This is a genomic window from Viridibacillus sp. FSL E2-0187 (genome assembly GCF_038006425.1).
GTDB classification, from domain to species: Bacteria; Bacillota; Bacilli; order Bacillales_A; family Planococcaceae; genus Viridibacillus; species Viridibacillus arvi.
This window is the reverse complement of record NZ_JBBOVG010000001.1, coordinates 2,192,454-2,206,417: the sequence shown is the minus strand read 5'-3', so window position 1 is coordinate 2,206,417 and position 13,964 is coordinate 2,192,454. Positions and strand designations below refer to the sequence as shown.

Annotated in this window: 16 protein-coding genes and 1 pseudogene; 12 read left to right on the top strand and 5 right to left on the bottom strand. The window is 33.5% G+C overall.

What is annotated here, in order from left to right; genetic code table 11:
- Positions 1-213 precede the first annotated feature (213 nt).
- From MHH85_RS10700 to MHH85_RS10685, 4 genes are all read right to left on the bottom strand, one after another.
- Entirely contained in the window at positions 214-669 is a 456-nt protein-coding gene (locus MHH85_RS10700) for a YdeI/OmpD-associated family protein (RefSeq protein ID WP_340707035.1), read from the bottom strand.
- Between the two features lie 94 nt (positions 670-763).
- A complete protein-coding gene (locus tag MHH85_RS10695) occupies positions 764-1,696 on the bottom strand; it encodes an alpha/beta fold hydrolase (protein ID WP_340707034.1) in 933 nt (310 codons plus the stop codon).
- Between the two features lie 92 nt (positions 1,697-1,788).
- Entirely contained in the window at positions 1,789-2,718 is a 930-nt protein-coding gene (locus tag MHH85_RS10690; protein WP_340707033.1) for a helix-turn-helix transcriptional regulator, read from the bottom strand.
- Positions 2,719-2,943: 225 nt separating this feature from the next.
- Entirely contained in the window at positions 2,944-3,591 is a 648-nt protein-coding gene (locus MHH85_RS10685; RefSeq protein ID WP_340707032.1) for a hypothetical protein, read from the bottom strand.
- 176 nt (positions 3,592-3,767) lie between these two features.
- Between MHH85_RS10685 and MHH85_RS10680 the strand changes: the two genes are divergently transcribed.
- The 8 genes and pseudogenes from MHH85_RS10680 (at position 3,768) to MHH85_RS10645 (ending at position 8,791) form a co-directional block, all read left to right on the top strand.
- Positions 3,768-3,935, top strand: a complete 168-nt coding sequence (locus MHH85_RS10680) for a hypothetical protein (protein WP_340707031.1) — start codon at positions 3,768-3,770, stop codon at positions 3,933-3,935.
- A pseudogene (locus MHH85_RS10675) lies at positions 3,914-4,177 on the top strand (cysteine hydrolase family protein); the annotation flags it as partial. The gene MHH85_RS10680 and the pseudogene MHH85_RS10675, both read left to right, overlap by 22 nt.
- Positions 4,178-4,435: 258 nt before the next feature.
- Positions 4,436-5,080, top strand: coding sequence for an alpha/beta hydrolase (locus tag MHH85_RS10670; RefSeq protein WP_340707030.1), 645 nt, complete (start codon positions 4,436-4,438; stop codon positions 5,078-5,080).
- 182 nt (positions 5,081-5,262) lie between these two features.
- On the top strand, positions 5,263-5,466 hold the full coding sequence (locus tag MHH85_RS10665) for a hypothetical protein (RefSeq protein WP_340707029.1): 204 nt from the start codon (positions 5,263-5,265) through the stop codon (positions 5,464-5,466).
- Between the two features lie 96 nt (positions 5,467-5,562).
- Positions 5,563-5,952 (top strand): VOC family protein, encoded by a 390-nt coding sequence (locus MHH85_RS10660; RefSeq protein ID WP_340707028.1) that lies wholly within the window; start codon positions 5,563-5,565, stop codon positions 5,950-5,952.
- Positions 5,953-6,124: 172 nt separating this feature from the next.
- Entirely contained in the window at positions 6,125-6,607 is a 483-nt protein-coding gene (locus MHH85_RS10655) for a CcdC family protein (protein ID WP_340707027.1), read from the top strand.
- Positions 6,608-6,831: 224 nt separating this feature from the next.
- The gene (locus tag MHH85_RS10650; RefSeq protein ID WP_340707026.1) at positions 6,832-7,617 is read left to right on the top strand and encodes a PhzF family phenazine biosynthesis protein; all 786 of its coding nucleotides are present in this window, start codon (positions 6,832-6,834) and stop codon (positions 7,615-7,617) included.
- A 157-nt stretch (positions 7,618-7,774) separates the two neighbouring features.
- On the top strand, positions 7,775-8,791 hold the full coding sequence (locus tag MHH85_RS10645; protein ID WP_340707025.1) for a S66 family peptidase: 1,017 nt from the start codon (positions 7,775-7,777) through the stop codon (positions 8,789-8,791).
- A gap of 521 nt (positions 8,792-9,312) precedes the next feature.
- Here the strand turns inward: MHH85_RS10645 and MHH85_RS10640 are convergent.
- Positions 9,313-10,530 carry an MFS transporter gene (locus MHH85_RS10640; RefSeq protein WP_340708154.1) on the bottom strand — a complete coding sequence of 406 codons (1,218 nt, stop codon included), beginning with the start codon at positions 10,528-10,530 and terminating at the stop codon, positions 9,313-9,315.
- 324 nt (positions 10,531-10,854) lie between these two features.
- Between MHH85_RS10640 and MHH85_RS10635 the strand changes: the two genes are divergently transcribed.
- The 4 genes from MHH85_RS10635 to MHH85_RS10620 all read left to right on the top strand — a co-directional run bounded on the left by MHH85_RS10635 (position 10,855) and on the right by MHH85_RS10620 (position 13,911).
- Entirely contained in the window at positions 10,855-11,343 is a 489-nt protein-coding gene (locus MHH85_RS10635) for an ester cyclase (protein ID WP_340707024.1), read from the top strand.
- A gap of 49 nt (positions 11,344-11,392) precedes the next feature.
- On the top strand, positions 11,393-11,974 hold the full coding sequence (locus tag MHH85_RS10630) for a TetR/AcrR family transcriptional regulator (RefSeq protein ID WP_340707023.1): 582 nt from the start codon (positions 11,393-11,395) through the stop codon (positions 11,972-11,974).
- A 525-nt stretch (positions 11,975-12,499) separates the two neighbouring features.
- Positions 12,500-12,700, top strand: coding sequence for a hypothetical protein (locus MHH85_RS10625; protein WP_076035386.1), 201 nt, complete (start codon positions 12,500-12,502; stop codon positions 12,698-12,700).
- Between the two features lie 251 nt (positions 12,701-12,951).
- Positions 12,952-13,911: a DNA/RNA non-specific endonuclease gene (locus MHH85_RS10620; RefSeq protein WP_340707022.1), complete on the top strand. Its 960-nt coding sequence runs from the start codon at positions 12,952-12,954 to the stop codon at positions 13,909-13,911.
- Positions 13,912-13,964: the final 53 nt, after the last annotated feature.

Sequence of the window (13,964 nt, the reverse complement as noted above, 5' to 3'; positions counted from 1 at the left end):
GCAACCAGAAATAATCAATCTTTATTATAAAAATCAAACTAGATAAATAAAGAACCAACTGTTTTGATCAAACTTTGTTTCAAAACAGTTGGTTTCTTTCTGTATAAAATCAGCGTTTGCAACTTACTTTTAATCGAACTTTATTCAAAAGCTACATATTCTTCTCTCTAAACAATCCAGGTATATATAAATTAATGCTGTTAATTGATAAAACTACGGTCTTAACATGTCTCCCTCTTTCCATGAATCAATTAATCGATTCAATCTTCTTGGCCTAGTTTCTTCTTTTTTGGCACTCATTACCCACCAAATAGAATCTCTTTTGCAAGAAGGTGGAAGCTGATTAAAGAATTTCCAAGAATTTTGATTTTTTTTAATTTCATCCCCATATTCTTTTATTAAAGTAACGTTCCTATTAGCGGAAGAATAACCTGTTTGATCATTTCTTTGATTAAAAATAGTCAATCCTTCAGGCTTCATTTGATTAAGTTCTATTAATTTATGCACCTTTTGCACGTTAACTTTACTCCAGAGGCTATTAGACTTACTTGGAGTAAAGCGGATTTTATAGCTATCTTCATCAACTGTTTTTCGTATCCCATCAATCCAACCAAACGACAGTGCACAATCTACTGATTCTGACCAAGTAAGACTAGCTTTATTGGTCATTTTGGAAAAACTACCCAAATCTCACTAGCTGTTTGGTGATGAATATCTAACCAATCAATAAATTCTGTTTGATTAATAAAAAATAAAGCTTCACTCATTTTATCAGCCATTTTAAAATCATTTGATTAAGCTCTTCAGGTCTTTCTTCTTGAATCCAATGACCAGTGTCCAAACTCTTAACGTCTATATTAGGTACAAAATCTTTTATATTTTGAAGTGGCGGAATAATATCTTTCTCGCCATATACCATCAATGTTGGCTGATGAATAACAGGAGAGACGTCACCTAATAAATGCCAATTACGATTTAGATTTCTGTACCAATTGATACTTGGAGTGAAACCTGTCTTATTGAACCCTGAGATATAAACAGAAAGATCTTCATCACTCATAACAGGTTCACCTAATGGCTTTGTTGCTTTAGCTAGTTTAATCATTTCCATTCCTTTACCAGGAACTTGTGATGGAGCATTCTTTCGATATAAGTTATTAAGAAATTGTGATGAATTTTCATCTAGTATAGCATCTGCAACACCTGGTTGTTTGTTAAAGTGAACAAAATAGTAATCGACTCCAAAAACTTCTTCCATATAATCAATCCAAGGTTTCTCTCCACGAACTTGATAGGGCAAGCATAAGTTAATCATTTTACGAACACGTTCTGGGTGCAGCAAAGCCATGCTCCAAACAACACTTGCACCCCAATCATGCCCCATAAAAATGGCATCTTTGTACTGATAGTGATCCAATAGAGCAACAAGATCACCGGTTAAATGTTTAATATCATATTTTGTAACTTCTTTGGGACAAGAAGATTCTCCATATCCCCGTTGATTGGGAATAATAACGTGATAACCTGCTTCTACAAGAGGAGTCACTTGATGTCTCCAAGAATAGGCATGTTCTGGCCATCCGTGGCACAGAACGATAGGTCGCCCCCAATTTTTTTGTCCAGCTTCAAAAACTTCTAGTTTCACACCGTTAACTGAGATAAGTGTTGGTGTTGGAAATTCATAATTGTTTGTCATTTAACGTTCCCCCTAATTAAAATAAATGTGTCTTACAACAACAATATTATCACGGTGATTTGACAACAGTCTGTCAACTTTGAGAAACGCAATTAACGATATTTTTCAGCCATCAATCTGAGTTTTGAAGCAATTGCTTCACGCATTTCTTTTGGAGCTAAGACCTCTACATGCTCTCCAAAACTAAATATGAGAGAGAACAACCATTCTTTTTCGGGGAGTGTAGCTTTAACAAGAAGATCACCTGTTTCTAACACCGAAATATCTTCTTTATTAAAAATATCCTCCACACGAGACTGCATTATAGAGGAAATTTTTAAGACAATTGTTGTCATTATTGTTTGCTCATTTAATAATGACCTAATCTCATGATACGATTTTTCTCGACGTTCAAATGATTGAGTTTCGATATAACAATCACTTATACGGGAAACTTTAAATATTCTGAAATCCTCTTTTGAAAGACAATAAGCAAATAAGTACCAAGTATAATTTTTAAATATGAGTGACATAGGTTCAACTCGTCTTTTACTGACAATATTATTATAATTTCTGTAGTCAATCATCAGTGTATCAGTCTGTGTAATAGATTTTCTTAGCGTTTTAACTAATGACTTTTGTTCTAGAGATTCTCCAAAAGGATGTAAATCAATGATGATTTGTTCCATATGCAGCTTTAGTTCATCTGCCTTGTTTTTAGGAATGATATTTTCTAACTTTTCTATGGATGATTCTAGCTCAATGTCGTCAACCGTGGAATTAATATCTTTGAGAACAGAAAGAAGGGAGGACAGATTATTAAGAGTCAGTACTTGATGATTTAATTTATAATTTTCATAAATGCTGAATCCACCATTGTTTCCAGAGTGGGAAATGATAGGAATTCCGGCTAGATTGATTGTTTCAATATCTCGGTAAATAGTCCGAACCGACACTTCAAATTTTTGAGCCAATTCATTGGCTGTTACACGATTTCTATTAAGTAACATCACAATTATGGTTAACATACGTTCTATTTTCATTTTGTTCTCCTTAGATAAGGTTTCTTTTCATTCTACACTACACAATATGATGATACATTAAAAAAACTTTTCAAAAGAACTAATCTTTCATATACAAAAATATTATTCAAGTCTTGTATGCTTAGAGGTTCTTTTTTTACGTAACAAGTATGATAAAAGAATACTCAATACTTTTGATTGAGAAATTAAATCATGATATACTTTAAGTGCGAAACGTTATGAAATTTAGCAAGACAACACGAAAGCCAGTCCTACAGCGAATAGGACTGGCTTTTTTTTCGTTTGTTGCGAAGCCAAACGCGTGTTCAATACATGCGTCATACCATATAGTTCACCTTTTCCATTATGATTAATTGCAAAGTCTAAATCATTGTTAATTTGCTTCATGTATTCGAATGCAATACGCGTATTTTTATCAGTAGATGCCCATTGATTAACTAAATCTGTTGATTCCATTGCTTCACCATTAGGATCTAAATGTACCGTACGGGCATCTTGCTTATTAGATTTATAACTTGTTAAAAGGAACAAATTTATATAATCTTTTTCTAATTCTTTATTTCCTTTAATTAAATGGATTGGTGCTTCATCATTGACTACTAGTGACTTCAAGTAATACTGGAAACCTTCATCGTTACTCGCTTTTTTCAATTTTGGGTCGTTCATCGGTTCGGAAAGTAATACGTTCATCTTTGAAACCCATTCTCCGATTTCAGCATAATAAATTTTGGATTCAGATGCTTCTACAATGTTGCTATTTGTTGAGTCATCTTTGTCGCTTGAATATTTAAGAGCCCCATATTCACGAACTCCAAGTGTGGCAATAAGTATAACGACAATAGCAGCAGGACCGAATAAGATTTTTCTTTTCATTCTCAACACTACTTTCCCTAATAAAATTAGTATAACCAATAAGAGGGGCTCTTACAAAAAACGGGAAAGGGATGGAGAAGTAATTGTAATTGAATGATTTAATTGTATTTTCTAAATAAAGATAAATTTGATTAGTAATGATATTACAACTCTTATTCAACTAACGGGTGCTTTACTTGAAGATCATTGAGTTGCATATGCAGCTCTTTTTTCTTATTGAACTAACGGGGCAGTTTAGTGCAATAAGCAGGAAATTAGGTATTGATGTTGAATTAGTCAAAATAGAAGGATCAAATGAAAGTGGTGGAGATATGAAAGCATTACAGAACTTAGTGATAAGTTAAAGAAACTGAGTGTGGAACATCTTTTTATAACAGGATTTAACACGGAGTTTTGTTGCCAGTTTACAGCAATAGCAGCCTATGACAGGGGCTATCAAGTCACATTTATTGAAGATGCTACAGGAACCGTTAATGACGAAGCTGCATATGAAATGAAAGGGTTGGATGTAAGAGATTTCGTAGGGACAGCTTTGCATTGGTCTAAAGTTATTGAAGTACTGGATATAGAAGAATATGTTGAATAGTATAAATCAAGCAAAGTTTAAATTTTTTATACTTGAAGATTAAATTAAACTAATATAAATAAAATTTCACTAAATCAGCTACTAGCGGAAATTTCTTTATTGAACTAACGGGGCAGGTTAGTTGAACAGTGTTGTTTAACTTGTGATAAACAATCGGGCCAGATTGTTGAAAAAAAAGGAAATTAGATGGCCTACGTTGAAAGTTTAAGTTATGCAAATAACGACCAAATACATATTTGGGAAACAGGGGGGATTTTAATGTTTAATGTTAAAACGCGGACAGTTAAAGGGTATAAGGAGTTAGATATTCCTTTTACAATACTGAGCAGAAATGAAGATTCTAAGCACTTAGCAATAATACTACCAGGTGAGGGATATACCACGCAGGGACCTCTTCTTCATTACTCAACAGGGGTATTTTTACATAAATCGTATGATGTTTTGCAAGTTAATTATCAATACAAAAACAAAGTCTATGATGATTTTACTATTGAAGAAATAAGTGAAGCAATTAAATTGGATGTAAAAACTGTTTTTGATGATGTTTTAACCAACAAAACATATGAAAATTTCTATCTAATTGGAAAATCACTTGGGACAATTGCTATGAGTTATGAATTGAACAGAGAATGCTTTAAGTATGCAAAAGCAATTTGGTTGACTCCTTTAATACAAAGGGAAGATGTTTTGGGTGCAATGGTAAGAAGTAAGAATAAAGGTTTGTGCATAATTGGAGATAAAGATAGTTTTTACACTGAGGAAAGATATTCTAAAGTCATAGAAAATCCAAATATCACCTCAAAGTTAATTCTAAATGTTAATCATAGTTTGGAATATGACGGAAACGCCGTGGAATCAATTGATGTATTGAAAAGTGTAATAGCTGATATTGAACAATTCTAGGAAGTGTGGTTTTTTACGTTTTTCTGTAATCGGCGATATCCTTGAACAAGGATAAGCGTCTCTTTTTTCTTCTATAACTATCGGGTGCTTTACTTGAAGATCATTGAGTTGCATAGGCAGCTCTTTTTTCTTATTGAACTAACGGAGCAGGATAGTTCAATAATATTTATAGGGGGAATTTTATGATTAAGTCTTTAAAAGGGCAATTTATCTTATCTATATTTGTTGCTCTTGGCTTTGTTTATGTTAATTTTTCTAGTATTGAGTTTATTGCTGATAAGAGGGACCCAGTCGTTCGGGTAATATTTTTCTTCACCATGATTTTATCGGTGTTTAATGCGGGATTATTGACGGAAAAATACATTCAAACAAGAAAGAAGAAATAACTCTTATTCAACTAACTGGTGCTTTACTTCAATAAGAAGGTTTGCTTCTTACTTTATAGAATACATATAATATGTACTATTTTAGGAGGTAAATAGATGATCTTTGAAATAACCAATCAAGTTCGTGTAATTGATTTTAAAGAAGGATATAAGTGGTATGAAGCATTACTAAGCAAAAAAGCTGATTTCATACCACACGAAGGATTTGCTGAATGGGAAATAATTCCTGGTTGCTGGTTGCAAGTTGCTGAAGGAACACCATCAGAAGAAAGTGGACCTTTACGTTTAGGGGTAACTGATATAATAGCTGAAAGAGATAGACTAGTGAAAGAGTTGAAAATAGCCGAATTTGAGATTTACTCCCGTGAAGAAGTTTCTGCAAAATGGGGAACTTTCACTGACCCTTGGGGAAATCGAATTGGACTATTTGAATATTTGGATAAGAATGAAGAAAATGAGCGTATAAAGACAATTTTGGGAGTTTAAATATTTTGCTTGTTGAACTAAGGGTGCTTTACTTGAAGGTCATTGAACTGTTTAAACAGCTCTTTTTTCTTATTGAGCTAACAGGGCATTTTATTTGTACAAGGAAAAATATAGTTTTAGTTGAAATTTATGTAATGATAGATATAATAAAACATAATTCAAGGAGGTTTTTATGCAAACTGGAATACCAGCTACTTCTATGTTTCTAATTATTGGATTGTTCATTTTAGTTCGTAGAATCCGTTCAATGTACAAACCAACCAAAGGGAGAGGAGGGCGATTAATTCTTCCTCTTCTATTTTTAACACCAGGATTTTCATTTCTTCTAAACGCTTCTGGGCACGTCACATACCTTCAATTATCAATAGCAATTTTATTAGGAGTGGGTTTTTCTATTCCTCTTATTTTATGGTCAGATTATGAAATACGAAAAGATGGTTTAATTTATGCTAAGAAAAGTCCTGCTTTTATAATTACTTTCGCCATTATGATTGCTTTACGTTATTATTTTCGACAACATATTTCTACTATCGAACCAGGTACACTCAATATGCTAATTTTCTTACTTGTTATTTGTTATTTAATTCCTTGGAGAGTAGCTTGCTATATAAAGTATAAAAAGGTTCTTAAACTAAAAAGTACAGTCAGTTTGTAGAACTTCGTATATCTTTAACCCCCTCCCAAATGAAACAATAAGTATAAGTTTGTGAATAAATGCACTTAAACTAACGGGTGCTTTACTAGAAGGTCATTGAGTTGCATATGCAACTCTTTTTTTCTATATTCAACTAACGGGGCAGTTTAGTTGAAGAAGGAATAAAGTCACTGGTGAGAGAACTTTAAGTATTATAGGTTAAATAATAGAAAGTAGGAATAAGGATGGAATTGTCAATTATAAATACTTTTACAGAACAAGCCTTTAGAGGAAATCCAGCTGCTGTTTGTTTTTTAAGTGACGAAAAAGAAAGTAGCTGGATGCAGTTAGTTGCGAAAGAGATTAATTTACCAACCACAGCTTTTATCGATTTCTTAAATGGTGAATATCATCTACGCTGGTTCACCCCTTCCACCGAAATATCAATATGTGGACACGGAACACTGGCAAGTTCATTCTTTTTATGGGAAAAAGGATTTGTTGATAAAGACAAATCTATTACCTTTCATACAAAAAGTGGCGTTCTTAAAGCGTGTTTAATAGATGGTTGGGTTCAATTACAGTTTCCTGCAATTATTGAGGAGAACGTGGTTGCACCTGAATTATTAATCAAAGCTTTAGGTGTTGAACCTGTATATGTAGGCAAGAGCAGACTCGACTACTTAGTTGAAGTGGAATCAGAAGAAATTGTAAGGAATTTGAACCCTAATATAGATTTAATTGCACAATTACCAGTCCGAGGAGTTATTGTTACCAGTCATTCTAACGCAAATGAATTCGACTTTGTTTCTCGTTTCTTTTCTCCTGCTCAAGGAATAATTGAGGATTATGTAAATGGTTCATCACATTGTTGTTTAGGCCCATATTGGAAAAATAAATTGCATAAAACCGATTTTACAGCTTATCAGGCTTCAGAAAGAGGGGGAATAATAAAAGTCAAAGTATTGGATGATACTATTTTTCTTTCTGGTAAGTCTATAACATTTTTTGAAGGTAAGCTAACAGTATAATAATCTTAATCAATATTGAACTAAAAGGTGCTTTGCTTCAAAAAGGAGTGGAGCATTTTTTTATTGAACTAACGGAGCAGTTTAGTTTAAGTAGAAAATAGTTATTGTTCGACTAAATTTCATTTGGTAAAATAATGTAAAAGTTAAGGGGATGCATATGATTAAATACCCGTTTTTAGAAAGAGATGCAATCATAGGAGTCACAGCACCTTCATCTGGGGTACAAGTTGAGTTACATTATATGTTTAAACAATCATGTGAGCGTCTGAAATCGAAAGGATTTAAAATCATTTGTGGTGAAACGGTTTGGACTCAAGAAAAAGCCAAATCAGCACCTGCCGAAAAACGCGCAGATGAGTTTAATGAAATGATGCGTGATGATAATATAAATATCATTATTCCTCCATGGGGTGGAGAACTGTTAATTGAAATACTTGAAAAAATTGATTTTGAAAAGATAAAAAATAAATGGGTATTAGGTTATTCAGATACAAGTGTATTATTATTAGCAATCACATTAAAAACAGGTATAGCTACTGCTCATGGTACAAATCTTGTAGATTTAAGAGGGGAATATTCAGATGACACCACTGCAATGTGGCAGTCTGTATTATCGACAAATATTGGAGAATCTGTCCTTCAACATTCATCACCTAAATATCAAAAAGAATGGCAACACAATTCTCCGTCTCCTTGTGTTTTTAATTTAACAGAACAAACCTTTTGGAAAACTGTGCCAAATCAGAAAGTTAAGATACAAGGTCGTTTACTTGGTGGATGCATAGACATGATAAGACATTTGATTGGTACAGCATATGGTGATGTACAAAACTTTAGAAAACAATATATCAGTGGAGAGCCTGTATTATGGTATTTAGAAAATTGTGAAATGAACACAACAGATTTAAGAAGGTCATTAGTACAAATGAAGTTAGCTGGTTGGTTTGAACAATGTTCAGGTATTATGTTTGGTCGAAGTGATGCGAATACGCCTGTAAATAACTACACAGTTGAAGATGTTTATAAAGAACTTTCTGATGAGCTTGGGATACCAATTATTTATGACATGGATTGCGGGCATGTTCCACCACAAATCACTTTCATAAATGGTGCTTATGCTGAAGTAGAAGTTGAAGAAGGTAAAGGTATTATTTTGCAATACTTTAATCAATAGACAGATAAATTTTACTTGTTGAACTAACGGGTGCTTTACTTGAAGATCATTGAGTTGCATATTTACCAGGTTACCAAAAACTAATTCATATTTTAGAAACAAGAAAAAACCATTTTGATAAGTTATTTATCAAGATGGTTTTTTAATTTTCATTATATAATTAAAAGTCAACGTTTTTATGACGTTGATCCATATTAATTAATATTTTTTGACTGTCTGTATTGGCCATATTTGTATAAAGAGAAGTCGTTTTAATATCATTATGACCAAGTTGGTCACGAAGAAGGATATTAACTTGATATTTTCAATTGAAGATAATGCGCCTAAACCTATGTATATCAAGGGTTTAGACGCTTTTTATTTTTTTGTAATGACACTGAACGTGTTATTAACAAAACTACAATCACACGTACAGCTGTTGCCCTTGGCAAAATTAGATATGTCAGTAAATCACGATAAAGATTGTGAAAAAATGTACTTAAACTAACGGTCCAGTTTAGTTGAAGAAGCTGGAGACGAAATTACTTCTGTGTAATCTCCTTAGCTAGACGGTAGGTCGCTATCCAAAATACAAGAGCCAAAGTACTGACAGAGACAGCAAATAAACATACCCCTTTCCAGCCATAATTTGCGTATATGTTGGTTGAAATTATGGACCCCGTGGCACTGCCAACGGAATAAAAAACCATGTATGCAGCAGTAAGTCGGCTTCTTGCTTCAGGACGGACTGTAAAAATCAAACTCTGATTGGTGACATGAACTGCTTGTATAGCAAGGTCAAGAAGGATAATGCCAATAACTAATAGGAGAATGGAATAGTTAATAAAGTAAATAAAGAACCATGATGTTATTAGTAACACTAATGCTACAACCGTTGTAAGTTGCCCTAATCCTCGGTCAGATAATCGCCCAGCCCGTGCTGCAGCTAATGCTCCAGAAACTCCAGCCAGACCAAATGCTCCAATAGCAGTATGTGAAAATGAGTAAGGTGGAGAACTTAACGGGAACACCAATGAAGTCCAAAAAGTACTAAAAACAGTAAAAATCAAAAGTGCCAATATCCCACGAATAAGCAGAATCCTTTCTTGTACAAATAACATTAGAACAGAATGTAACAACTTCGGGTAGGATAGAGATGAACGTTTGTAAACCGTTCTCGGAAGTTCTTTGTGTAATAAGCCAATCAAAATCAGAATTAAAACGGCTGAAGAAAGGTAGACAGAACGCCAGCCTCCAAGATCAGCCATTATGCCAGCAAACGTCCTTGCCAGTAAGATACCAATGACAACTCCACTTATAACGAAACCAACTACTCGTCCACGCTCAGCAGGAACAGCCAACGTTGATGCATATGCGACGAGAGTTTGTGTAACAGTGGCAAGCAAACCAACCACTGCAATACCAATGAAAAACACTATACTGGTAGGAGCTATACCAACAACAACTAAAGCAACAACTAACATTAACATTTGACCAATAATTACATGTCGTTGATTCAATAAATCACCCAGAGGGACCAATAACAGCAGTCCTAATCCATAACAAATCTGAGTAATTGTAATTACGATTCCAATAGTCGAGGGGGTAATAATGAATTCAGTAGCTATTGAATCGAGTAATGGATGGGCGAAATAGATATTAGCAACAGCCATACCACAAGCTATTGCTAATAATAGTTCTGTATATCGAGACATTGTTGAACTGGATACTAATTGTAACTCATCCGTTTTTGTTACAATCTCTTCAGTAAATCTTATATTTTTATCGTTACTATCCAATTTAGTACATCTCCTTTTCATTAATCTTACCAATAAGTATAATATACCGAACGGTATAAAATGATGCTTTTTAAGCATAATCATAACTTATTTTGGTGTCAAGATATTTTTGAACATTATTTACTGTTCATCAAAGAATTTGGTCAATGACACATGAGGTTATGAGCATATACTAAATTATTTCAATTGGAGATTTTAAATGAAAAAACAACCCAATATTGACAAAAAGGATATAAATAAATAAAATCAAAATATACCGTTCGGTATAATTAAAGGAGGTTTAATATGATTGGAAAAGGAAAATTTGATAGGGGCCTAGATGAAACTACTTTAAAAAGATCGTATTCAACAATAAAGACTAACGAACAGATTATAAAAAGTTTTTTTGAAGTTGTAAGATCGGGTAACAAACCTGAACTAGCTGAGACCTTCATGACGAAAGAGGTAAAAGCTCATCAAATGAATTCAGATAGTATGGTGACAATAATAAGATCACCCAAGAATTATGCAGATCATATAAAAGAAATGTTGGAAGTATGGGGAAATTTTAAAATTGAAATTCAAGAACTTCTTTCTCACAATCAGAAGGTTTATGTTAGATGGAAACAGATTGGAATGCATATTGCAGAATATGAGGGCTACCCACCTACAAATAAAGAAGTTATTGAAATAGGTAGTGCCATATACCGACTAGAAAATCAAAAAATAGTGGAATATTGGATTCAAGTGGATAGACTAGGGGTCATTGAACAAATAAAACGAAACCAAAAATAAGATTGATATCAGTAGAGAAATACAGTTTTTTTGTGAAGGAGAATTTATCATGGTTCGACAACGTGGATTTGATAAGGAAAAAGCATTGGATGTTGCTATGGAACTTTTTTGGGAGAAGGGATACGCTGCCACATCGATTAGTGATTTAACAGCCATTATGGGAATACAGCGGCCCAGTTTATACGCAACGTTTGGAGATAAAGAGAAGTTGTTTGAAGCTGCTTTGCGTAAATATACAAATTTGCATGCCTCCCTCATTAGAACAAAACTACAAAACACTATATCTGTGAAGGAAGCATTTCGTAATCTATTTGAAGAATTGATTGAAAAGGAGTACAAGAACAAAGTAAGTAAGGGCTGTTTTTGTATTAATACAATTGTAGAGCTAGCCCCACACGATGAAAAATTTGAAATCCTTACAAGGGAGCATGAAATGTATCTTTCAGTCATATTTCAAGAAACCCTTTTAAAAGGTATTAAATCAGGTGAGTTAGAAAGCAATCTAGATGTTAAAGCCTTAGCTCAGACATTAGTTGTTGCATTGATTGGAATCACTGTTTTATTGAAATCTCATCCGGAGAGATCATTCGTAGATAAATCTGTAACTTTAATATTATCCTTAATAAAATAAATGGAGGAAAGTTCTAATTAATGGAGCTATATCTTAAATAAGCATTTTTCCAAAAAAGATTAAAACAAAGAAAATTGGAACCAAAAAACCTAAATAATAAATTCCACAATCGGGCCAGTTTGTGGAGCAACACAGGTAAAATATGATCAAACTTTTTTATGAAGACCAAACTTAAATCTGCTGAAAAGAACCCATTTTGATCGATCTCTTTTTTAAGTGAATTCTTTTTATTTATTGAAAATGCTGGCTTCTAAATCTCTTATTAAGCTAACGGGTGCTTTACCTGAAGATCATTGAGCTCCTGTGACGAGAGATTTTTAGGCATTTTGAAAGTAACGACAAATATTATGGGTGGTGTTTTTTTGAAAAAAGAAGTAAAAAGGATTTAATTAAAGTTATATCTGTAACTGTTGTAGGAGTAATTCTTATATTATGGATTCCTACTTTATTTTAGGCTGTCTTCTCAAAAATAGTTGCTATACAACTAACGAAGTAGTTAATAAGGATTTTAGTGGAGGTGTAGCAATGAAACGCTGGTGGTATTGGTTGTTTAGTACGATACTTTTCGGATTCATCCTAATAACCCAAGGCTTATTTTCCTCTTATAAATTGGAGGGTGAACATCCAGGTTCATTAAATGAATCATTATTAAGCATTTGGTGGGGCTGTATTGCAATTTTGGTAGTGTTATTATTCATTAAACGGATTAGCGAAAAAGGACTATAAAGGATTGTTATGATTATTGATTGTGAAGGATGGTACTTAAAGTAACGGAGTGCTTTACTTGAAGATCATTGAGTTGCATATGCAGCTCTTTTTTCTTTATTGGAATTTAATACTACATACTTAGAACTAATTATCTACTCTAATAAAATTAATATTGTAATATACTATTATAAATAGGTTAACAATGTTAATTTATGTTTTTTTAAAGAGCTCTAGATTGAACTGTAAAAAATACTATAAGGAGTCCTAAAATGAAAAAGAAAATAAACTATTTAATCTTACTTTTAACTGCCATCTTTATAGTTGGTTGTACTAACGTAGAAGATGCATCCGTTGCAGATAAAGAAACAGATTCACAAGATGTAACCACAGTTGAAACAAATTCAAATAATAGCGAAAAAGAAGAGACTATCACTACGGTTGTAGATGAACCAGTAGTGGAAGAAACGCCAACCGAAAAAAATAATGACCTGTTCTCGAGATACAAACTTATTGAAGTTGACGGTGGCGATTTGTCTGGACATCGTGAACACAACATTGTTATTGACATTGGTTATGGGGACCGGAAGTATTGGGCTTTTACGAATGAACATGGGCAACTGGTCCGTGTCATTGCTGACGAAATCGTTCTACAAGATGACGATAACGAACCTGTAACATCGTCTGGCAGATACTACAATGATGAAGCAAAAGTTCCTGGTGTAGAAAGATCAGATTTAGATGAAGGACATATCATTGCAGATTCTCTCGGAGGGGTATCCAATGCTTACAATATTACTCCACAAGAAAGTACGCTTAACCGACATGGTGATCAAGCATATATGGAAGATGCCATTCGTAAAGCTGGTGGAGCTACTAATTTTGAAGCAATTATCACATATCCTAATACGGAAACGCAGATTCCCTCTCATTATAAGTACACTTACACTTTAAAAGGGAATAAGATTGTAGATGAGTTTGATAACGGCAACCCTGATGAGATAAATAAATCTCTAGGCTTAACTGAAAGTAAATCAACTAACTTAAATAAGTCAACTAGTTCTAATAAGTCGAATGGCACTGAAGATATTTCGAGTGTTGATACAAACGGTAATGGACAGGTGACGATTAAAGAAGCAAAAGCAGCAGGTTTTAGTATGCCAATAACGAGTGATCATTGGTTATACCCATATATGCAAGATAATGATAAGGACGGTATGGTAGGTGAGTAAGCCCCTAGAACTTTGAGGCAAAATAAATGAACGAAAGAACAGTTTCCTCGTGG